Source organism: Geothrix oryzae (genome assembly GCF_030295385.1).
Taxonomy (GTDB): Bacteria; Acidobacteriota; Holophagae; order Holophagales; family Holophagaceae; genus Geothrix; species Geothrix oryzae.
This window is the reverse complement of sequence record NZ_AP027079.1, coordinates 1496771-1518275: the sequence shown is the minus strand read 5'-3', so window position 1 is coordinate 1518275 and position 21505 is coordinate 1496771. Positions and strand designations below refer to the sequence as shown.

Genomic DNA, 21505 nt, shown 5'->3' with positions numbered 1-21505 from the left:
CGCGCCTATTTCAGCCAGCCCTTCCGCCGGAACCAGACCCAGATGGCCAGGGCCGTCAGGACCATGGCGGCGATCACGAGCGGATACCCGAGCCGGTGCTCCAACTCGGGCATCCGCTTGAAGTTCATGCCGTAGACCCCCGCGATGAAGGTGAGCGGGAGGAAGAAGGCACTGAAGACCGTGAGCACCCGCATGACCTCGTTGGTACGCTGGCTGGCGAGGTTGATCTCCAGGTTCATGAGGTGGGTGGCGCTCTCCAGGAGTTCGTCCGCCCAGGTGTGCAGCCGATCCGCCTCCTCCACCACATCCGCCAGCAGCCCCTGGTCGTCCCTGGCCTGTTCTTTCAGGTGGCCCAGAGAGGTCATGATGCGGCCCAGGGTGCGCTTGATGACCGCGCAGCGGCGCTTGAGGCCGTAGATCTGCTTGACGCCCTGGTGCGGGGTCTTCCGGCTGAAGAGGGCAGCCTCGATCTGGTCGAGCTTGTCCTCGCTCTCCTTCAAGGGATCATCGAAGGATTTCACCGCGCCCGCGCAGAGGGCCAGCGCCAGCTGCTCCGGCCGGAGCGCCGCCCCGCCCGAGGCCGCCTGCTGCGCCGCCGCCGTGAAGAAGGGCTGCTCGCGTCGATGGACGGTGATGACGGCTCCCTCCATCATCAGCACCACGAGGCGCCGGGTCATGGCCTGGATGGTGTCGCCCCGCTTGGCCACCTCGTCGTAGGCCCGGAGGATCAGCAGCTGCTGGCCCGGCAGGCGCTCGAACTTCGGCAGGTGGGGCTGGTTGAGGAAGTCGCGCACCGCCGCCGGATGCAGGCCGTAGCGGTCCGCGACTTCGGCCATCTCCGCGGCCGTGGGGTCCACCAGGTCCACCCAGGCAAAGGAGGAACCCTCGGGAAGCGGCAGATTGCGCAGCATCAAGGCACCCGGCAGACCACCTTGCCGAAGCCCTGTCCGGCTTCGAGGTGGCGCTGGGCTGCGGGATAGTCGGCCAGATCGAAGACCTGGTCGATGACGGGGCGGAAGGGCGGATTCGTGGGATTGCGCCGCAGCAGGGACAACAACGACCACAGGTGCTCCCGGCGGCCCATGTACGAGCCCCGGATCTGGATCTGCTTGGCGAAGAGCGCGCGCAGGTCGAAGGTCGTCTCGCGGCCCGTGGTCGCGCCGCAGGTGACGATGCGCCCTCCCCGGGTGCAGACGGAGAGGCTGGTGCCCCAGGTGGCCGCGCCCGTGTGCTCGAACACCACATCCACGCCGCGCTTGCCCGTCAGGTCACGCACCTTGGCGGCCAGGGCCTTCAGGTCGCCGCGGACGAGCGCATGCTCGGCCCCCAGCTCCCAGCACTTCATGGCCTTGGCCTCGCTGCCCACCACGGCGATGGCCGTGCCGCCCAGGGCCTTCACCAGCTGGATGGCCGCGCTCCCCACGCCGCTGCCTCCGCCCCAGACCAGCACGGTCTCGCCGGGGCGCAGGGCCGCCTTGTGGACGAGCATCTCCCAGGCCGTGAGGAAGACCAGGGGAAAGGCCGCCGCCTGCTCGAAATCCCAGTTCGGCGGAATCGGCAGCAGGTTCGCCGCGGGCACCAGCACATGGGTGGCGGCCGTGCCGTCACAGACATGGCCCAGCACACCGTAGGCGGGACAGAGCATGTCGTCGCCGCGCAGGCAGGCCGGGCAGACGCCACAGCTGAGGCCCGGCGCGATCATCACGCTGCCGCCCAGTTCCACGCCCGGCGGCAGGACCGTGCCCTCGCCCATGGCCTCGACCACGCCCGCGCCATCGCAGCCCGGCGTGAGCGGCAGGGGCAGCGGGAAGCCCGGCAGGCCTTCGGTGGTCCAGAGATCGAGGCGGTTCAGGGCCATGGCCTTCAGCTCGAGCCGCACCCAACCCGGTTTCGGATTCGCGGGCACGAAAGCCTCGCGCACCGGCGAACCCGCCGGGCCGTGTTGGTTCACTCGGAAACGGAACGGATCGGCCAAGGCGGCCTCCAGGTCACTCGGACTTCAACGAGCGGGTCATCAGCCGCCGCACCGCTTCCTCGGGGCGCTCGCCGTTGAGCAGGCGCTGCACTTCGGCGGCGATGGGCAGGTCGAGGCCGTGCTCCTGCGCCAGGTCCAGGGCGGCCTCGCAGGTGAACATGCCCTCGATGACCTGGCCGCCCAGGGCGTCCCGGGCCGCGTCCACACTCTGCCCCCGGCCCACCAGCTCACCGAAGGTGCGGTTGCGGCTCTGGGGGCCCGTGGCCGTGAGGAGCAGGTCCCCCATGCCCGCCAGCCCCATCACCGTGGACGGCTGGCCGCCCAGGACTTCCACCAGCCGGGCCATCTCGGCCAGGCCTCGCGTGATGAGCGCCGCGCGGGCGTTGTAGCCCAGCTTCAGGCCATCCACCAGGCCCGCCGCGATGGCGAGGACATTCTTCAGGGCGCCGCAGAGCTCCGTGCCCACCACATCGCGGCTGAGGTAGATGCGCAGCTTCTCGGAGGACAGCTGGGCCTGCAGGGCCTTCGCCCGCTCATCGGACACGGTTTGCGGCAGCGCCAGCACGATGGCGGAGGGCACGCCGCGGCTCACCTCATCGGCGAAGGTCGGGCCGGACAGGGCGCCCACGGGCACATCCAGCACGCCCGTGAGGGCCTGGGACAGCGTCTGATGCGTGCTCTGGAGGATGCCCTTGCTCACATGGATCACTAGCTCGGGAGCCTGCTCCGCGCGGGGCCGCAGGCTTCGCCAGGCCTCGGGCGTGACCTGGGTGGGCATGGCGGAGATCCACAGGGGCGCGGCGAAGGCCGCCGCCGGATCATCCGAGGTCTGCAGGTTGTCCGGGAACGCCACATCCTTCAGGCGCAGGTGGCGCCGCGTGGCGGCCATCTGCGCCATCTCGTCGGGAAAGGTGCCCCACAAGGCCACCTTGGCGCCCGCCCGGGCCCAGGTGATGGCCAGGGCCGTGCCCCAGGCGCCGGAGCCGAAGACGCCGATGTCAGCCCTGAACATGGCTGTCCTCCTTCTTGCCACCCCAGAGCTTGGCTTCCGTGCCTTCCTGCAGGCGCTTGATGTTCTCGCGGTGCTTCCAGATTACGAGGATCGCCAAGGCCAGCCAGGGAACGACCACTCCCCACCCGGGCCTGAAAAAACTGAAGGCCAGGAGCATGAACTGGCCCGGCACCATGGCCGCAGCGAGGATGCTGCCCAAGCTCACATGGCGCGTGAGCCACAGCACGAAGAGGAAGGTGACCATGGGGAGGACCATCAGGGTGGGTTCCGCGGCGAGGATCACGCCCAGGGCCGTGGCCACGCCCTTCCCACCCTGGAACTTCAGCCAGGGCGTGTAGATGTGACCCAGCACCGCAGCCAGGGCCAACAGCGCGAGCATGTCGGTGCCCAACCCCGCCCGCTTCGCCAGGAAGACCGGCAGGAAGCCCTTCAGGATGTCCAGCAGCAGGGTGACCACGCCCAGGCCCTTGCCCCCCACCCGGCTCACATTGGTGGCGCCGATGTTGCCGCTGCCGTGGGCGCGCACATCCCCCTTTCCCGCCAGCTTCACCAGCAGGAGGCCGAAGGGGATGCTGCCGCAGAAGAAGGCCGCGAGGCACCAGAGGACCAGGGATTTCGGATCGGATGACGGCATGGACGCAGTGTATCAGCGGCCGCGCACCGGCAGGAAGGCTACGCGGACAGCGCCCGGCGCAGCAGATCCAGCGCCCAGGCCGTGCTGCGGAGCTGAATGTCCGTGCGGTCACCTGGCTGGTTGAACGCCTTCGAGACGGTGCCTCGCGGCCCGGCCAGGGCGATGAACACGGCGCCCAGCGGCGCTCCCCCTTCCGCTGCGGGGCCTGCATTGCCCGTGAGGCCGAGCCCCCAGGTGGCGCCGAGTTTCGCGCGGACCGCTTCCGCCAGGGCCCGGCTGGTGGCTTCAGACACGGTGCCTTCGGCCGCGAGGAAGGCCGCGGGAAGCCCCAGCAGCGTGGTCTTGGCGGCGGCGGTGTAGACCGTGGCACCCCCGAGAAAGGCCTCGCTCGCCCCGGGGATGGCCGTGAGACGCGCGGCCAGCAGGCCGCCAGTCACGCTTTCCGCTACGGCCAGGGTCTCGCCCCGGGCCTTCAAGCGCTCCAGTACGGCGTCCTCCAGGTTGCCGTCGCCGACGCCGACGAGATCTCCGCCCAGCAGGGCCTCGAATTCGACGCGGGCGGCCTCGAGGGCGGCCAGGTCGCTCCCGCGGGCCAGCAGCTCCACCTGGGTGAGGCTGGCGAGAATGGTCCATTCGAGGTGGGCGTGCCGCTCGCGGGCCTCACGGGTGCGCTCGTCCAGGTTGCTCTCGGGCACGCCCCCCACCACCAGGCGCAGCGTGTGCACCTGCTGACCGGCCAGGGCCCGGAGGCGCGGCTCCACCTGCTCCTCCCACATGCGCTTCATCTCGCGGGGCACGCCCGGCAGCATCACGAGGCGCGTTCCCGAGTGCCCCGGGGGATCTGCCCACCACACGCCCGGCGCCGTGCCCACGGGGTTTGCGAGGGCCTCCGCGCCGGCGGGGATGAGCGCCTGCTTGAAGTTGGCCTGGGGCGGAACTCGCTTCCGGGCCGCGTAGAAGGCCAGCATGTCCTCGCGGCTCTTGGCATCTTCGCGCAGCTCGGCGCCAAGGATGTCCGCGAAGCATTCCTTCGTGAAATCGTCGAAGGTGGGGCCCAGGCCGCCGGTGGTGATGATGAGATCCGACCGCGTCAGGGCCTCGCGGAAGAGCTGGCCCAAGTCCTCCCGGCTGTCGCCGACCGCGGTCTTGCGGTGGAAGCCGAGCCCCAGGGCCGCCAGGCGCTCGCCCAGCCACACGGAATTGGTGTCGAGGCGCCGCGTGGTGAGCAGCTCCGTCCCGATGGCGATGCATTCGATGCGCATGAAGGGAATGGAAACACGGGGCTCGCGAAAGCTCAATGCGGGTCAGGACTCCAGCCACTCCCGCGCCGCCCAGCGCCCCAACCAGATCCCGGCGCCGGTGCCCACCATGCTGAGGACGACCCCGGTGGTCACGCCGACCAGGGCCCCGAGGTACCATCCCGCCAGGCTGCCCAGGGTGGCCCCGACGAAACCCATGAGCTTTTCCACGGAGGCGCCTCCTGGGCTTTAGGATGATGGAATTGGAAGAGGTGTTCCCATGATCATCCCGGATTTGGACGACCTGATCCTGGAATCCGACGAGGAGTCCGGCATCCAGGAGCTGGGAAGGCGTTTCCTGGCCCGGGGACCCTGGACCACCGTGGCCTTCCTGGTGAAGACGAAGACGGATCCCGAAGGCGACTGGGAGGGCCCCTTTCTCTGGCTGCACCGCTACCAGAAGGTGGCCCAGGGCTGGAAGCTCGTGAGCCGCTTCCGCACCACGGAATCCACTCAGCTGGAGAAGCTGGCTGATTCGCTGGAGGGCTGGAAGGGCTACTTCAGCGCGGGCAGGTAGCGCTCGCGGATCACCGTCAGGTGGTGGGCCGTGTGGCCCGCACAGATGAAGGGGATGCAGCGCGCGGTGATCGCCCGGCCGTTGGTGGTGCCCTGGTGGTCCCAGGCCGCCTCGGGCAGGCTGCGGAACAGCGCGAGGCTGGCGCTGCGGGCGGCGCGCCAGTCGGCGAGCAGATCCGCCACGGAGTGGGCGTCCGCCTTGGCCGCGACGGCATAGGTCTCCTCGTCGAAGCCCGGAAGCGGCGTGGCGTCGCCCCGGCCGATGCGCAGGCAGCGGTAGGTGAAGATGCGCTCGGCATCGCTGAGGTGCTGGAGGAGGTCTTTGAGGCTCCACTTGCCGGGGGCGTAGCGGAAGCCGCCCTGGGCCTCGGAGAGCCCTGCGAACAGGGCCGCCACTTCACCCATCTGACTCTGGAGGCTGGCGGAGATCTCCCCCTCGCCCGCCGCGGCGATGTAGGGGGCGTAGGCTTCGGGGTACTCGCCGGGGAGAGGTCGCGTGAGGCCCATGGGTTCTCCTCTTCAGAAGGTCATCACCTTCATGGTGTTCGTGCTTCCAGTCTTCCACAGGGGGAGGCCCATGGTCATCACCACGCGATCCATGCTGCCCAGCTGATGCTTGGCCACCAGCAGCTCCCGCACCACGGTCACCATCTCGTCCGTGTTGCTCACGCGGGGGATCAGCAGGGAGGTGACGCCCCGGAGCAGGCCCATGCGGCGGGCCGTGACTTCATCCACCGTGGCCCCCAGGACCGGCGTGCGGCCCGCCAGACGGCTCACCATACGGGCCGTGCCGCCCCCTTCGGTGAAGGCCACGATCCAGCGGGCGTTGATCTCGTCGGCCGTGCGGCAGGCCGCGAACGCCACGGAGATGTCCGTGCGGGCCAGCACCTTCTCCGCCAGTTCATCCGGCAGGGTGGGCGTGCGCTGCTTCACATTGGCGTCGGCCTCCGCGGCGATGCGGGCCAGCCACTGTACGGCCTCCACGGGGTGGGCGCCCGTGGCGCTCTCGGCGCTGAGCATCACCGCATCGGTGCCATCCCAGATGGCGTTGGCCACATCGCTGGCCTCGGCCCGGGTGGGCTGCGAGTGCTCGATCATGCTCTCCAGCATCTGGGTGGCGGTGATCACGGGCTTCAGGGCGCGGCGGGCAGTCTTGATGATCTGCTTCTGGAGGCCCGGAACCCGCTCCACGCCAAGCTCCACGCCCAGGTCGCCGCGGGCCACCATCACACCCCAGGAAACCTCCAGGATCTCGCCCAGGTTGGCGAGGGCCGCCGGGTGCTCGATCTTGGCGATGATGGGCTGGGTGCCGCCCAGGTGCTGGATGATGGCCTGGAGCTGCTGCACATCTGAGGCCCGGCGGACGAAGCTCTGGGCGAAGAGGTCCACCTCGTGCTCCACGCCCCAGCGGATGTCGACATGGTCCTTCTCGGTGAGGGGATCCATGTTGATGTCCATGCCGATGGGATGGATGCCCTTCCTGGCCTTCAGCGGCCCGCCGATGACGACCCGGGCCTTCAGGAGATCCGCACGCTTCGCCAGGATCTCCACCGTGATGGCGCCGTCGTCCAGCAGCCAGTGCTGGCCGGCTTCGGCCCCCTCGAACAGCTCGGGGTGCGGCAGGGGTGCGGCCCAGGCGGCATCCGCGGGAACCGTCACTCCCGCGGCGAAGAAGTAGCCTTCGCTGCCCTCGACCAGGTCGATGGGAGCCTCCAGCAGGCCCACCCGCCACTTCGGCCCTTGCAGATCCAGAAAGACGGGGATCGACCGCCCGAGTTCCAGAGCCAGGGCCCGGACCTTCTGGAGGGCCTCGACCCGGCTCTCGGGATCCCCGTGGCTCGCATTTAATCGCACCGCGTCAGCTTCGCGGAGGGATTCCCGCAACCGATCGCCCTGCATCAGGGCCGGACCCAAGGTCATCACGAGTTTGGTCTTGCGCACATCAACCCCCATGGCCTGCACAGGCATTCCACACACTTTTCCACAGTCTGCGCCTGCGTTTCCAAGTTGTCACGGGGCTTTCCCTCTTGTCATCGCGGTGCTACCTTCTTGGTCCCGATACGGTTGTTGGAGAAGACGGAATGCGCGAAAAGCTGCGAGTCCTCGTGGCCGAAATGGTGCGTGGAGGCGTCCCTCTGGAGATGGCCCGCCGCGAATTCGAGCGGCTCTACCTGGAAGAGGTGCTGGCCACCCACGAGGGCAACCACAGCGCCGCTGCCCGGGAGCTGGGCATCCACCGGAACACCCTCGCCAAGAAGCTGGAGACGCCCCCCAGCCGGATCCGCCAGGTGAGCCTGGCCAGCTGAAGCAGCCATCCCCGGCCCCGTTCCATCCAAAGCCCGGCCCTGCCGGGCTTTTCATTTTGTCGGCGCGACAGCCTTTTCCTTCGACAGGATGGGACGGGGCCGATACAACAAGGATTCGGAGGACGCCATGAAGAAGGTGGCCATCAACGGACTCGGGCGGATCGGAAGGCTGGTGCTGCGCCACCTGATGAAGGTTCCGCATGTCCAGGTGGTGGCCGTGAACGACCTCACCGATGCGGCCACCCTGGCCCACCTGATGAAGTACGACTCGGTCCACGGCCAGGCGGATTTCCCCGTGGCCTCCGACGGGAACTACCTCGTGCTCGGCGGGCGCCGCATCCGCGTCTACGCCGAGAAGGATCCCCAGCTCATCCCCTTCGGGGCCCAGGGGGCCCAGGTGGTCCTGGAGTGCACGGGCAAGTTCACCAAGCGCGCCCAGGCCGCCGTCCACCTCCAGGGCAGCGTCACCCATGTGGTGATCAGCGCCCCCGCGGGCGACGCGGACCGCACCGTGGTCATGGGCGTGAACGAGGCGGCCCTGGATCCCACGGCGGACCACATCATCTCCAACGCCAGCTGCACCACCAACTGCCTGGCCCCCGTCGTGAAGATCCTCGACGACGCCTACGGCCTGGATTACGGCTTCATGACCACGGTGCACAGCTACACCAACGACCAGCGCATCCTCGACCTGCCCCACAAGGACCTGCGCCGGGCCCGGGCCGCGGCCCTCAGCATGATCCCCACCAGCACGGGCGCCGCCAAGGCCATCGGGCTGGTGCTGCCCCACCTCAAGGGGCGGCTGGACGGCATCGCAGTGCGGGTCCCCACCCCCGATGTGAGCCTCGTGGACCTCACGGCCACCCTGAAGCGCGACGCCTCGTTGGAGGGCATTCAGGAGCTCTTCCGCCAGGCCGCCACGGCCGGCCCCCTGGCCCCCTATGTGGAAGTCCTCGATGCCGAGCTGGTCAGCGCGGATCTGGTGGGTAGCACCGCCAGCACCCTCTACGACCCCTACCTCACCAAGATGCTGGGCCCCCGGCTGGTCAAGGTCTTCGCCTGGTACGACAACGAATTCGGCTATGCGGCACGGCTGAAGGATCTCTGCGTGCACCTGCTGGAGCGGATCTAGTCGATGGGTTCCATCGCCCTCAACGGCCTGGGTCGCATCGGCCGGTTGCTGGTCCGCCTGCTGGGCACCACCCGGCCCGGGCTCCTGGGCGCCGTGAACGACCCGGCCCCCCTGGACCAGCTCGTTCACCTGCTCCGGTACGACTCAGTGCACGGCCCCAGCCATCGCCCCATCGACGGGTTCACCGAGGGCGGGCAGGACTTCCTCTTGCTGGGGGACCGGCGCCTGCCCCTCTTCCATGCCACGGATCCCAGTAGCATCCCCTTCCCTTCCGGGACCCGCCTGGTGGTGGAGGCCAGCGGCCGCTTCACCCGCCGGGAGGAGGCCGCCCGGCACCTGAAGGGGGGGGTCTCCCATGTGGTGATCAGCGCGCCCAGCCCCGATGCGGACTACACCATCATCGCTCCGGTGAACGGCTCTGGGCTGGACTTGGCGCGCCACCGCGTCATCTCCAACGCCAGCTGCACCGCCCACGCGACGGCGCCCATGCTGAAGATCCTGGAGGATGCCTTCGGCCTGGAGCACGCGGGGATGAGCACCGTGCATGTCGTCACCAACGACCAGCGCCTGCTGGACCTGCCTCACAAGGACCGGCGGCGGGCCCGGGCGGCCTTCCAGAGCATCATCCCCACCACCTCGAGTGCCTTCGGCGCCCTGCACCGCGTCATGCCGGACCTGCCTCCGAGTTTCGATGGCGTGGCCCTGCGGGTGCCCCTCCTCAGCGTGAATCTGGTGGATGTGGTGGCCACCCTCCGCCGGGATGCCGAAGTCGCGGGGATCCGGGCCGCCTATGCCGCCGCCGCCGCGGGCCCCTGGAAGGATCTCCTGGCCCTGGCCGATCCCCACACGGTCAGCTGCGACATCACGGGCCGGACGGAAAGCGTGATCCTGGACCAGGACCTGACCATGATGCTGGGACCCCGCTTCGTGAAGGTCTTCGGGTGGCACGACAACGAGACCGGCTACGCAGCCCGGCTTCGCGACCTGGTGGTGGACCTGGCGGCCAGGATCTAGAGAGTCCCCGCCGCGAAGCCCGTGCTGAAGGCCGCCTGCAGGTTGTAGCCCCCCACCGGGCCATCCAGATCCAGGAGCTCGCCGCAGACGCGCAGGTTCTCCCAGCCCCGCAGAGCCATGTTGTGCGGATCCACAGCCGCCAGCTCCACGCCGCCCGCCGCCACTTCACCCCGGGCCAGGGGGACGGGCTGAGGGCCGCCCAGCGGCAGCGCCGTGACCAGACCCACCAGCTCCCGGCGCGCGGCCCTGGAGAGATCCTTGAGCATGAGGCCGCGATCCACGGCGGCCTCCTGCAGCAACGGGTCCACGAGCCGCTCTGGCAGATGCCGTTGCAGCCAGGTGGCGGCCAGCAGGCGCGGGTTTGCCCGGGCTTCTTCGATCAGCGCCGCGTCCACCCGCTCCGGCGCCGCCAGGCTCGAGGCGTAGACCAGCCAGGCGGCCCCCTCCCGCCGGGCCCGTTCGGTGGCCTGGCTCAGCTCCAGGGCCGCGGGTCCGCTGATGCCCACCTTCGTGAAGAGAATGTCTCCCGCAAAGACGGCGAGACGGCGGCCTTCAGGTCCGGCGCTCAGGCGCAGCTCTCCCTCCCGCAGGGCCACGCCTTCCCAGGTCCCGCGGGGACGGGCCAAGGGGATGGGGGCCAGAGCCGGAAACCAGGGGCGCACCGGGGCCTTCAGCCCTTTCAGCCAGCCGAGGGCCTCGCCCCGAGTGCCCGTTTCCGGATAGCTCGCGCCCCCCGTGGCCAGAATAAAGGCGTCCGCGGCGAGGCGTTCCTCGCCCACCCGCAGCGCCGACAGGCGGGGGAACTCCCCTTCCAGCCCGGTCACCCGGGCGCCCGTCCGCACCTCCACCCCCGCCCGGCGCACCAGCGTCTCGAAGGCCGACACCACCGCTCCGGCACTGCCGGGGCGGTCCAAGGGGAACACGCGGCCGTTGTCCCGGACATAGGTCTCCACCCCCTCCCGGCGCAGCAGGTCCAGCACGGCCCGGTTGTCGAAGGCGTGGAGGGAGGGCCTCAGGAAGCGCGCCTGCTCCTTGGAGAAGGCCGCCATCAGGGCCTTGGGGGGGCCGTCATGGGTGATGTTGCACTTGCCCCCGCCGCTGATGCGGAGTTTCACGCCCAGGCGCCCATTGGCTTCCAGCAGCAGGACCGCATGGCCCCGCGAGGCCGCCCGCCAGGCCGCCACCAGCCCCGCCGCACCCCCTCCCACCACGACCACCTTCGCCATGGCTCCATCATGGCCGAGGCGGGGCTACACTGGGACATCGCGCCTGGGGTTGATCCATGCCCCATGCATCGCTGGTGGGCCTCATCGTCTTCGCCGACTTCGCTGGCTCAGACCTCTGCTCCATTCTCCGCTCGAACGCCGCCTCTGGAGGCCAATCATGACGAGTGCACCGCTGGTGGGCCTCATTATGGGCAGCCGCTCCGACTGGGAGACCATGGAGCATGCCGCCGAGATGCTCAAGGAGCTGGGCATCCCCTTCGAGGCCGAGGTCGTCAGCGCCCATCGCACCCCGGACAAGCTTTTCAAATACTGTGAGAAGGCAGAGGGCCGGGGCCTGAGGGTCATCATCGCCGGAGCCGGCGGCGCCGCCCACCTGCCGGGCATGGTGGCCGCCAAGTCACCCCTGCCCGTGCTGGGCGTCCCCGTGCAGGGCAAGTCCCTGAACGGCCTGGATTCCCTCCTCTCCATGGTGCAGATGCCCGCGGGCATCCCGGTCGGCACGCTCGCCATCGGCAAGGCCGGCGCGGTGAACGCGGCGCTCTTCGCGGCGGCCATCCTGGCGGGCACCGACGAGGCGCTCCGCGCCCGCCTGCGCGCCTACCGCGAAGCCCAGACCCAGAAGGTGCTGCTGAACGACCGCCTGCCCTAGGGCTCCGGCATCGCTGGGCACCCCTTTCCATCGCCGAGGGCTATTTCTGGAAGATGCCCTTGAAGAACTTCTTGATCTTCCCGTCTCCCGGATGGCCCTTCTTTCCGCGCAGCTTCTGGAGGCGGATGGGCTCGGGCAGAGGCCGGTGGCGCTCGGCCACCGTGGTCCAGGGCGCATGGCCATCCAGGGTCAGCCGCAGCTGGTGGGCGCCTTCGCCGGGCACGGAGACCGTGGCGGGCGTCCGCCCCTTCGATTCCCCGTCGAGGAAGACCTCGGCCCCGGCGGGTTCGGTGATCAGCGACACCTCGAAGGGCGCGGGCTGAAGGCGCAGGGAGAGGTCGCGATCCTCGGACTTGAGGCGCACTTCCAGGGGCTGGAAATCGGGCTTCTCAAGGCGGAGGGTTTCCGCCTTGCCCTTCACCACCACCTGGCGGAGCGGCGTCTGGCCCAGGGGGGTCCCATCCAGGAAGACCTGGGCCCCGCCCGGACGGGATTCGATGGACAGCACGCGACTCCGGTCCGGGCGGAAGAAGGCCACCCAGAGCAGGAGTCCCGCGCCCAGAGCGCCGGCCGCCCAAATCCACCGCGAACGCACGGTGAACCTCCCGGCGGGTGCCGGGGGCATGCGCAGGGTGCCCGGGGAAGTCTCGGTACCCAGGGCCTCGATCCGCGCCAGGCAGCCGCTCCGCAGGGCCGGGTCGAGGGGAAGGACTTCCACCAGGGCCCGCAGGAAGGTCCGCAGGTCCCCGAACCTCAAGGAGGGATCCTTCTCGAAGGCCCGCCGGAACACGGCCTCCGCCTCGGGAGGCATCCCCTCCGCGAAGACCGGGGCGTCGTGGATGATCCGGTAGAGCGTGGCGCCCACGCTCTCGCCCGAGAAGGGCAGGCCGCCCGTCAACATCTCGTAGGCCGTCAGGGCGAAGGACCAGCGGTCCGAAGCCGCGGTGGCCCTGGCCCCGTTCAGCACCTCGGGCGCGGAATAGGCCGGCGTGCCGAGAAAAGCGGCCGTGCTGGTGAGGCGCCCGTCATCGTTGCGGGCGATGCCGAAATCCATGAGCTTCATGCGCCCATCGCGGCCCACCATGAAGTTCTCGGGCTTGATGTCCCGGTGGACGATGCCCAGGGCATGCACGGCCTCCAGGGCCTCTCCGGCCTGGATGAGCAGCCCCAGGGCCTCCTCGGGCTCGAGGGGGCCCCGCCGAATCCGGTCCGACAGGCATTCGCCTTCGACGAATTCCATCACCAGGAACGGACCTAGGTCGGGTTCCTCGCCCACATCGAACACGGTGATGGCGCTGGGGTGGTTCAGACGGGCCGAGATCTCCGCCTCGCGCTTGAAGCGCTCCAGCACCTCGGCGTCCCCGGTGCCCTCCCGCACGACCTTGATGGCCAGGGGCCGCTTGAGAAGCGGGTCTTCCGCCAGGTACACCGTGCCCATCGCCCCTGAACCGAGGGTGCCGAGGACCTTGTAGCGGCCGATGGTGGAAGGGTCCAGGCTCATCTGTTCCTTGATGATGCCAGAGCAGGGCCGGTCCGGGCCCGCGATCCGGGCGTACGGGTAGACTCGAGGCATGTCCGAGATCGGCTTTTCCACCCTCCACCCCGCCCAGCTCCGCCGCTTCGGGCGTGTGTTCTACCCCGCGGGGCTCCGACTGCAGAAGGCCCTCTCGGCGCATGTCAGCCAGGACGGGAAGCCGGACCAGCTCGTGATCCTGGAGCACGATCCCGTCTTCACGCTGGGCCGCAACGCCACGCCCGCCGACATCCACATGAGCGACGACTTCCTGGCCGCCCAGGGCGTGAGCGTCCACCGCACGGACCGCGGCGGCGAAGTCACCTACCACGGCCCCGGACAGATCGTGGCCTATCCCATCTGCAACCTGCGGGGCGGCCGCGAGGATGTGGGCCGCCTGGTCCGGGGCCTCGAGGAGGCCATGATCCGCACCGCCGCGGATTTCGGCGTGGTGGCCGATCGCCTGAAGGGCGCGCCGGGCATCTGGGTGGACACGGCCCGATATCGAACAGGAGGTGGCCTGGAGAAGCTGGGCGCCATCGGCCTGCACCTCAGCCGCTGGATCACCACGCATGGCATCGCCTTCAATGTGCGCCCCAACCTCGACCACTTCCGCTGGATCACGCCCTGCGGGTTCACGGACAAGGGCGTCTGCAGCCTCGCCTCCCTGCTGGGCGAGGCCGCACCCAGCCTGGAAGCGGCCACGGACCGGCTCCAGGCCCATCTGACCGCCTGCCTGGCTCTGGATCTCCAGCCCGTGCGCGAACCCAGCCGCAGCGTCTCGGCCATGACCTGGCGCCGGGGGCCCGCGGGTCCCGAGGTCCTCATGATGCTCCGGGTGCCCGAGCACGGCCTCTGGTGGCAGAGCGTGACCGGCATGATGGAGCCGGGGGAAACCCCGGAAGAGACCGCCCACCGGGAGCTGATGGAAGAGACCGGTCTCTCCGGCACCCTGCGGCCCCTGGGCCTCTCCCACAGCTTCTGGGTGGATCCCGCCATCGTGCGATTCCCCGATGCCGAGCCCCGCTTCAACACCGAGATCTGCTTCTCCATGGAGGTGGCCCCGGAGGCTCCGGTCCGCCTGGAGCCGCTGGAGCACAGTGAATGCAAGTGGTGCGGCCTGAAGGAGGCCCACGACCTCATGAAGTGGGAAGGCTCCAAGGCGGCGCTGAAGCTGCTGGAGACCTGGCTTGCCCAAGCCTGAGACAGGCGGCCGGATTCAGGTCCCCCTCCTGAGCGCCGATAGGTAAAGGGACCGGCCATGCCTTCCTCCCTTCCGACCTTCCCCGCCCATGGCCAGCCGCGCTGGCCGGGGTTCCTGTGGGGCGCGGTGATCGTCCTGGTCGGGGCAGGATTCGCCAGCCTGGCCCTGCCGGTGGCGGCCCGGGACATCGCCCTGAATCTGCTGAACGCCACGGTCTTCGGTGCGGCGGGGGCCGCGGCCTTCCACCGGGCGCGCCGGGAGCCCGAGGCGGACTGGGGATGGAACCTGCTCGGCCTGGCCATGGCCGCTCAGTTCCTCACCCAGGCCTGGGCGCTCCACAGCCTGCTCCGGTACGGCCAGCCACCGGCCTTCCCTTCCCTGGGGGAAGCCTTCTCCTTCCTCTCCCTGGCGCTGACCATCGCGGCCCTGCTGGCCTGGCCCCTGGCCTCGACCAGCGGGTCGGAGCGCCTGAGGAAGGGCCTTGATGGCCTGGGCATCGCAGTGGCCGTCTTCTTCGCCGCCTGGGTCTTCGCCCTCGGCCCACTCTTCCGCGACACTGCCGCCACGCCCCTGAACCGGGCCGTGATGGTGGGCTTCTTCCTCGGCAATGCCACCATCCTCGGCATCGGCGCCTACCTCTGCGCCCGCCAGCCCAGCCGCCTGGGGGGACCCCTCGGCTGGGTCATGCTGACCTTCGGGCTCTCCCTCCTCCAGGTGACCATCCAGGTGCCCCTGAGCCTGGCGGGTGGCTACTATGTGGGCCACCCCCTGGACATGCTGGTGCTCCTCGCGGGCCTCGGGGTCCTCCTGGCCCCCCTGGCGCCGCAGGCGGTCCAACCCGGCCCCGCGCCGGATGCCGAGACCCGGGACACCTCCCTGGGCACCCTCATCCTGCCCCTGGTCCCCTCGGCCACCGCCGTCCCCTTCGCCCTGAGCGTGCTGTTCCTCGCGCCGGAACGCGTGGATCACCCCTTCCTCATCACCGGAATCCTCATGACCGCCCTGGGGCTCCTCCGGGGTCTGCTGGCGCTGCGCGATCTCCAGCTGCTCTCCACCGCCCTGGAGGCCAGGGTGCAGGAGCGCACCCGCTCCCTGGAGGCCGCCCAGGAGCTCCTGCTCAAGACGGAGCGGCTGAACGGCGTGGCCATCCTCGGCGCGGGCCTGGCTCACGACCTGAAGAACCTGCTGGGCGTGATCCGCCTGCGCACGGATCTCCTGACGGCCCGCCTCGGGAACCGGGAGGCCGAGGCCAGGCAGGATGTGGAGGGGCTCCGGGAAGCCGCCGCCCGGGCGGAAGCGCTCACGGCGGACCTGATGGCCTTCGGCCGCGGCGCGGAGGATGCCCCGGTGGCCGTGGACCTCGCCTTGCGAGTGCAGCAGCTCCGGCCCCTGCTGCGCGCCACCCTGCCCGCCGGCATCCGGTTCACGGTCGACCTCCCGCCGGATCCCGTCTTCGTCCTCAGCCAGCCCGGCCGCCTCGATCAACTGATCGTCAACCTCGTCCTCAACGCCCGGGATGCCATGCCCGACGGCGGCGTCCTGCGCCTCGCCGTGGCCCTGGAAGACCGGGGTTCCCAGGCGGAGCTGACCGTCTCGGATACGGGCGTGGGCATCCCCGAACCGCTGCAGGCCCGCATTTTCGAGCCCTTCTTCACCACCAAGGCTCCCGGTCGCGGCACCGGCCTGGGCCTTGCCTCCGTCCACCAGACCGTGGTGCTTCTCGGCGGGTCGCTCTCCCTGGTCAGCCAGCCCAACCAGGGCACCACCTTCACGCTGAGATTCCCCGCCTGCGCCTGATCGACGCCTGACCGGGTGGCCGCTGCCGCGGTCTGTGACCCGCGGCACGCCCTCCGTCCCGCGCGATGAGGAAGGCTCCGGGCTTGCTAACCTGGATGATTCCCCTGGAGTCACCATGTTCCCCCTGTTCACCGAGGACCAGACCGCCATCCGCGAGGCCGCGCGCGACTTCGCGATGTCCGAGATCGATCCCGGCGCCGCGGCCCGGGATGCCAGCGGCGAGTTCCCGAAGGCCATCCTGCAGCAGCTGGGCGAGATGGGCTTCCTCGGCATGACCGTCCCCGAAGCCTACGGCGGCGCCGGTGTGGATTTCCTCAGCTACATCCTGGCGCTGGAGCAGGTGGCCTACGCGGACGCTTCCGTGGCCGTGACCATGAGCGTGAACAATTCCGTGGCCTGCGCCCCCATCCTGGCCTTCGGCACCGAGGCGCAGAAGCAGAAGTACCTGAAGCCCCTGGCCAGCGGCGAGGAGCTGGGCGGGTTCATGCTCACGGAGCCCGACGCCGGTTCCGATGCCGCGGCCCTGAAGACCCGGGCCACGAAGGTGGACGGCGGCTGGCACCTGAACGGCGCCAAGGCCTGGATCACCAACGGCGGCGTGGGCCGGTACTTCGTGACCATGGCGCGCACCGATCCGGACAAGGGCAAGAAGGGCATCAGCGCCTTCATCCTGGATGCCCGGCAACCCGGGGTGGTCATGGGCAAGCCCGAGGAGAAGATGGGCCTGCGTTCCAGCAAGACCGTGATGGTGGCCCTGGAGAACGCCTTCGTGGCCGAGGATGCCCTGCTGGGCAAGCCCGGGGACGGCCTCAAGGTGGCCTTCGGCGGCCTCGACGGCGGCCGCGTCGGCATCGCGGCCCAGGCCCTGGGCATCGCCCAGCGGGCCATGGACGAGAGCGTGGCCTACGCCAAGGCTCGCGTGTCCTTCGGCAAGCCCATCGGCGAACATCAGATGATCCAGACCTACCTGGCCGAGATGGAGGCCCGCCTCCAGGCCGCCCGCCTGCTGGTCTACCGCGCCGCCGCCCTGAAGGAGGCCGGGAAGTCCTGCACCGTGGAGGCGGCCACCGCCAAGCTCTTCACCACGGAAAGCGCCGTCTGGATCTGCGACCGCGCCGTGCAGATCCACGGCGGGTATGGCTATTCCCGGGAATACCTCGTCGAGCGCCTTTACCGCGATGTCCGCGTGACCACGATCTACGAGGGCACCAGCGAAATCCAGCGCATGGTGATCGCCCGGGAATTGCTGAAGTGATTATTTTCAACACCCGGTGAAATCCTTCTTGCCCTCATCTTGCGAGGGAGGCATCCTGCTTCCGGGGTTAACCTAAACCGGCCCCTGGACCCGTCCGTAGGCAGCCTGTCCCCGTGGCAGCTCTTTTCGATCTTCAAGGAGTGGTAGATGACGCGTCTCCCGATCTTCCCGGCCCTGCTGGTGGCCTTCTCCCTGGTGGCCCAGGAGACTCCCAAGGCCGATGGAGCCAAGGTCGCCACCCAGCTGACCCTGCAGGGCGCCATCGAGACTTCCCTGAAGAACAACCTGCAGGTGCAGATCGCCGTCGAGACGCGGGACTTCACGCGCGCGGGCCTGACCATCGAGCAGGGTGCCTTCGACTGGAACCTGACCAGCAGCCTGAGCCTGAGCAAGGTCCAGGACGCCAGCCGCACTCAGAACTTCCCTGGTGGTCCATTCAGTTCCTCGGAGACGACCTCCTTCAGCCGGAACTTCACCCTGGGCTCCACCAAGGCCTTCGGCTGGGGCGGCAACCTGAGCCTGAACTACGCGCCCACCTACCGCTTCACCAAGGGCACGGTCAACGGCGGGCCCGAATCTCCCTTCACCACGAACCCCTACGACGGCAGCTTCTCGGCCACCTACTCCCAGAGCCTGCTGAAGGGCTTCGGCCGCGATGCGACGGAAAGCCGCCTGATCGTGGCCCGCAAGAGCGCCCAGGCCGCGGACCTCGCCTTCCAGAAGGCCATCATCGACCTGGTGGCCAGTACCGAATCCCTCTACTGGGATGTGGTCTACGCGCAGCGCAACCTGGAGAACAAGCAGCAGGCCCTGACCCTGGCCCAGAAGCAGCTCAAGGAGAACCAGATCCGCGTGCAGGTGGGCACCCTGGCCCCCATCGAGGTCACCTCTTCCGAAGCCTCCGTCGCCCAGCGCGAGCAGGACATCATCGCCGCCGAGGCCCAGCTCCTGAACGCCAAGGACGCCCTGATCCGCGCGCTGTATCCGTCGTCCGAGCGCCCCGCCGGCCTGGAACCCACCGATGCCCCCAGCATCAAGCCTCTGGAGCTGAATGAGGCCGCCGCCGAGAAGCAGGCCCTGGCCAACCGCATCGAGCTGAAGAGCGCCCGTCTGGACCTGGAATCCAAGCAGGTGCTCGAGTCCGCGGCCAACAACCGCACCCTGCCCCAGCTGGACGCCTACGCCACCTACAACGGCAACGCGGCTTCGCAGATCCCCTCCGAGGGCCTCTCGGCAGTCAACAAGGACCTGACCAAGGGCGCCTACCCCGGCTACACCGTGGGCCTCCAGTTCGCCCTGCCCATCCAGAACCGGGCGGCCAAGGGCACCCAGGCCCAGGCCCGCGCCAACCGGCGCCAGAGCGAGTGGAGCCTACGCGACCTCGAGCTCGGCATCACCCTGGAGGCCCGCCAGGCCTTCCGCAATGTGGAGGCCTCCGCCAAGGGCGTCGCCGCCGCCGAGAAGACCCGCATCTTCCGCGAGAAAGATCTCGAAGCCGAGCAGAAGAAGTTCGAGAACGGCATGAGCACCAACTTCCTCGTGCTCTCCAAGCAGAACGACCTCGACACCGCCAAGAGCAGCGAACTCCAGTCCCAGATCACCTACGCCAAGGCCATCACCGCCCTGGAGAAGGCCCTGGGGCACCTGCTGGAAGCGCGGAAGCTGGAAGTCAAGTAAGGGTTCCATCCTGCGCAGAACGGGCCCCATGCGGGGCCCGTTCTGTATTACTTCCGCCGCGAAGGGGCGGAAGCCGAGGGCCCTTCGGGCTTGGCCTCCGCATCCGCCGGCAGCGTATCCAACAGGGCCTTCCACTCGAACCAGCCCTTCTTCCCCTTGATCCATTTCTCGAACCAGTTGAACTCGCTGACCATCTTCACCAGCTGGTAGCGAGGTTCGGTGAGGCCGTGGGGCATGCCGGGATAGACGAGGTACTCCACGGGCACACCCAGCTTCTTGAGGGCCATGTAGAGTTCATCGCTCTGGGGTTTGGGCACCCGCTGGTCCGCCTCGCCCACATGGATGAGCGTGGGAGTCTTCGCGTTCTTGATGTACTTGAGCGCCGATTCCTTCAGGAAGTTGTCCCAGGCATCGTAGGGCCTTCCACCCAGATAGAACTCGCGGACGCTCTGGACATCGCTTTCCGCATACATCGAGATCCAGTTCACCGCCCCGGCGCCGGTGCTGATGGCCTTGAAGCGGTCGGTCTGGGTGAGCGTCCAGCTGGACAAGTGCCCGCCGGCGCTCCAGCCCATCATGCCGAGCCGGTCCGGATCCGCCACGCCTTCACGGATGAGGTGATCCACGCCGCTCATGATGTCGCCGTAGGAGAGACGCATGAAGTTCCCGCCGATCTGCCGGGCGAAGGCCTCACCGTAGTTCGTCGAGCCCCGGTAGTTGGGCTGGAGCACGGCATAGCCCGCGGCGGCGTAGATGTGCGGGTAGGTGACATAGCGGCCCTGGAATCCGTTCATGTCCGCGGCGGCCGGCCCACCATGGAGCTGCACGATGAGGGGGTAGCGCTTCCCCTTCTCATAGTCCAGGGGCTTGATGAGCAGGCCCTCCACCTCGACGCCATCCTTGGCCTTCCAGCGGACCGTTTCCGTGGCGCCCAGGGACAACCGCGCCACTTGGGGATTCGCGTCGGAGACCTTGATCCAGGTGGCTGCCGACCCCACTGTCCGGGGCCTCGCCACATAGAGATCCAGGGGCTTCCGGGGCTGGCTGTAGCTCACCAGGAAAGCCTTGGCGTCGGCGTTGTAGCCGCCGTTGATGACGCCGGTCTCCTTGGTGAGCTGGGTCATGGCGCCGCTGGCGACGGACAGCGCGAACAGGTGCTGGTCCGCGCCCACGGCCTCGGTGAAGTAGAGGGTGCGCGAATCCTCGCTCCAGCTGGCGTTGGACACGCTCATGTCCTTCCCGGCCATCAGATTCCGGCCGGGTCCGCCGGTCGTGGGCACCACCCAGAGCTTCTCGTTGCGGAGGCGCTCGAACCGCTCGGGCGCCGCATAGACGAGCCACTGTCCGTCCGGCGAGAAGGCTGAGAACCCGGCGAACTTCTCCAGGACCAGGCGGCCCTGGCCACTGCCCAGATCCAGCAGGTGCAGGCTCGCCTCCTCGTGGGTGATGTCGCCCACGCGACGGGCGGCGGGAAGGGCCCGGTACGAGGCCCAGCGGCCGTCCTTCGAGAGCTGGAAGGCCGCCACGGTGAAGTCCGCCCCCTCCGTCCAGCGCTTCTCCGTCTTGTCCTTCAGATCCACGGACCACACATGCACGGGCGGCTGCTCCGGATCCGCGACGCGCACATCGAACTTCTTCTCCTTCCGCTTCAGGTCGTCCTTGTCCACCCCATCGGGGCTGGTGAAGAAGATGCGCTGCCCGTCCTCCGCGAACGCGAAGTCGCGGATGGGCGTGGCGTGCTTGGGGAGGGCCGCCACGGTCAGATCCTCCGAAGCCAGATCCACGAGCGAGAGCTGGCGGTCCTCCGCCTTGCCCGCGCTGAAGGCCAGCCACTTCCCGTCCCTGCTGAAGGCGAAGGCCTGGACGCCGTCCTTGGCTTCCGTGAGCTTGCGGGCCTCGCCCCCATCCACCGACATCAGATACACCTGCTGGCTGCCCTCACGATCACTGAGGAAGGCGAAGCGCCGGCCGTCCCGGGCCCACTGGGGGGCCGTCTCGTTCTTCTCGCGGGTGAAGGTCATCTGGCGGGCGGCGCCGGTGGCGGCCTCCGCCACGAAGATCTCGGTAAAGGCCTTGCCCGACTTCCAGTGGGGGATGCTCACCGTGTAGACCACCCGGCCTCCGTCCGCCGACAGCTGACCGCCGCCCACGCCGCGCATCTCCATCACATCCATGAAGGTCATGGGTCGCGTGGCCGGAGTCGGCGACGGCGTTTGGGCCAGCAGGGGCCCTGCTGCCGCCAACACCATCGGGACCAGTCCCCATCGATTCGAACGCATGCCGCCTCCTGCCTCGTG

General features: G+C 69.0%; 20 protein-coding genes. 9 read left to right on the top strand and 11 right to left on the bottom strand.

Annotated elements, in window-relative coordinates; translation table 11 throughout:
- Nucleotides 1-5: 5 nt before the first annotated feature.
- Genes QUD34_RS06955 through QUD34_RS06930 form a run of 6 tightly spaced genes read right to left on the bottom strand, consistent with a single transcriptional unit; the run spans nt 6 to nt 5090 of the window.
- Nucleotides 6-911, bottom strand: coding sequence for a CorA family divalent cation transporter (locus QUD34_RS06955; protein ID WP_286355878.1), 906 nt, complete (start codon nt 909-911; stop codon nt 6-8).
- Entirely contained in the window at nt 911-1975 is a 1065-nt protein-coding gene (locus QUD34_RS06950) for a zinc-binding dehydrogenase (RefSeq protein WP_286355877.1), read from the bottom strand. Before QUD34_RS06950 ends, QUD34_RS06955 begins: the two co-directional genes overlap by 1 nt.
- Before the next feature lie 13 nt (nt 1976-1988).
- Entirely contained in the window at nt 1989-2987 is a 999-nt protein-coding gene (locus QUD34_RS06945; RefSeq protein WP_286355876.1) for an NAD(P)H-dependent glycerol-3-phosphate dehydrogenase, read from the bottom strand.
- Nucleotides 2974-3621, bottom strand: coding sequence for a glycerol-3-phosphate 1-O-acyltransferase PlsY (gene plsY, locus QUD34_RS06940; protein WP_286355875.1), 648 nt, complete (start codon nt 3619-3621; stop codon nt 2974-2976). Before plsY ends, QUD34_RS06945 begins: the two co-directional genes overlap by 14 nt.
- A 38-nt stretch (nt 3622-3659) precedes the next feature.
- Complete coding sequence (locus QUD34_RS06935) at nt 3660-4883, bottom strand: CinA family nicotinamide mononucleotide deamidase-related protein (RefSeq protein WP_286355874.1); 1224 nt, start codon at nt 4881-4883, stop codon at nt 3660-3662.
- 42 nt (nt 4884-4925) lie between these two features.
- Nucleotides 4926-5090, bottom strand: a complete 165-nt coding sequence (locus QUD34_RS06930) for a hypothetical protein (RefSeq protein WP_286355873.1) — start codon at nt 5088-5090, stop codon at nt 4926-4928.
- A gap of 49 nt (nt 5091-5139) precedes the next feature.
- Here QUD34_RS06930 and QUD34_RS06925 point away from each other — a divergent pair, with 49 nt between their 5' ends.
- A complete protein-coding gene (locus QUD34_RS06925; protein WP_286355872.1) occupies nt 5140-5436 on the top strand; it encodes a hypothetical protein in 297 nt (98 codons plus the stop codon).
- On the opposite strand, the gene QUD34_RS06920 is transcribed toward QUD34_RS06925, so the two are convergent.
- Together QUD34_RS06920 and pyk are read right to left on the bottom strand one after the other, a co-directional pair.
- Nucleotides 5415-5942 carry a DinB family protein gene (locus QUD34_RS06920; RefSeq protein WP_286355871.1) on the bottom strand — a complete coding sequence of 176 codons (528 nt, stop codon included), beginning with the start codon at nt 5940-5942 and terminating at the stop codon, nt 5415-5417. The genes QUD34_RS06925 and QUD34_RS06920 overlap by 22 nt on opposite strands.
- 12 nt (nt 5943-5954) lie before the next feature.
- A complete protein-coding gene (gene pyk / locus QUD34_RS06915; protein WP_286355870.1) occupies nt 5955-7376 on the bottom strand; it encodes a pyruvate kinase in 1422 nt (473 codons plus the stop codon).
- 140 nt (nt 7377-7516) lie between these two features.
- Here pyk and QUD34_RS06910 point away from each other — a divergent pair, with 140 nt between their 5' ends.
- From QUD34_RS06910 to QUD34_RS06900, 3 genes are all read left to right on the top strand, one after another.
- Nucleotides 7517-7741 (top strand): helix-turn-helix domain-containing protein, encoded by a 225-nt coding sequence (locus QUD34_RS06910; RefSeq protein ID WP_286355869.1) that lies wholly within the window; start codon nt 7517-7519, stop codon nt 7739-7741.
- A gap of 127 nt (nt 7742-7868) precedes the next feature.
- Complete coding sequence (gap, locus tag QUD34_RS06905) at nt 7869-8873, top strand: type I glyceraldehyde-3-phosphate dehydrogenase (RefSeq protein WP_286355868.1); 1005 nt, start codon at nt 7869-7871, stop codon at nt 8871-8873.
- Between the two features lie 3 nt (nt 8874-8876).
- Nucleotides 8877-9887, top strand: coding sequence for a type I glyceraldehyde-3-phosphate dehydrogenase (locus QUD34_RS06900; protein WP_286355867.1), 1011 nt, complete (start codon nt 8877-8879; stop codon nt 9885-9887).
- Here QUD34_RS06900 and QUD34_RS06895 read toward each other — a convergent pair.
- Nucleotides 9884-11113, bottom strand: a complete 1230-nt coding sequence (locus QUD34_RS06895; RefSeq protein WP_286355866.1) for a BaiN/RdsA family NAD(P)/FAD-dependent oxidoreductase — start codon at nt 11111-11113, stop codon at nt 9884-9886. The genes QUD34_RS06900 and QUD34_RS06895 overlap by 4 nt on opposite strands.
- Before the next feature lie 157 nt (nt 11114-11270).
- Here QUD34_RS06895 and purE point away from each other — a divergent pair, with 157 nt between their 5' ends.
- Nucleotides 11271-11762, top strand: coding sequence for a 5-(carboxyamino)imidazole ribonucleotide mutase (gene purE, locus QUD34_RS06890; protein WP_286355865.1), 492 nt, complete (start codon nt 11271-11273; stop codon nt 11760-11762).
- A gap of 40 nt (nt 11763-11802) precedes the next feature.
- On the opposite strand, the gene QUD34_RS06885 is transcribed toward purE, so the two are convergent.
- Complete coding sequence (locus QUD34_RS06885) at nt 11803-13335, bottom strand: serine/threonine-protein kinase (RefSeq protein ID WP_286355864.1); 1533 nt, start codon at nt 13333-13335, stop codon at nt 11803-11805.
- Between QUD34_RS06885 and lipB the strand changes: the two genes are divergently transcribed.
- From lipB to QUD34_RS06865, 4 genes are all read left to right on the top strand, one after another.
- Nucleotides 13334-14479: a lipoyl(octanoyl) transferase LipB gene (gene lipB, locus QUD34_RS06880; RefSeq protein WP_286355863.1), complete on the top strand. Its 1146-nt coding sequence runs from the start codon at nt 13334-13336 to the stop codon at nt 14477-14479. The two genes, QUD34_RS06885 and lipB, sit on opposite strands and share 2 nt — an antisense overlap.
- Before the next feature lie 57 nt (nt 14480-14536).
- Nucleotides 14537-16276, top strand: a complete 1740-nt coding sequence (locus tag QUD34_RS06875) for a sensor histidine kinase (RefSeq protein ID WP_286355862.1) — start codon at nt 14537-14539, stop codon at nt 16274-16276.
- Between the two features lie 115 nt (nt 16277-16391).
- Entirely contained in the window at nt 16392-17531 is a 1140-nt protein-coding gene (locus QUD34_RS06870) for an acyl-CoA dehydrogenase family protein (RefSeq protein ID WP_286355861.1), read from the top strand.
- Nucleotides 17532-17678: 147 nt separating this feature from the next.
- Nucleotides 17679-19208 carry a TolC family protein gene (locus QUD34_RS06865; protein WP_286355860.1) on the top strand — a complete coding sequence of 510 codons (1530 nt, stop codon included), beginning with the start codon at nt 17679-17681 and terminating at the stop codon, nt 19206-19208.
- A 47-nt stretch (nt 19209-19255) separates the two neighbouring features.
- Here QUD34_RS06865 and QUD34_RS06860 read toward each other — a convergent pair whose 3' ends face one another.
- The gene (locus QUD34_RS06860; RefSeq protein ID WP_286355859.1) at nt 19256-21487 is read right to left on the bottom strand and encodes a S9 family peptidase; all 2232 of its coding nucleotides are present in this window, start codon (nt 21485-21487) and stop codon (nt 19256-19258) included.
- Nucleotides 21488-21505 lie beyond the last annotated feature (18 nt).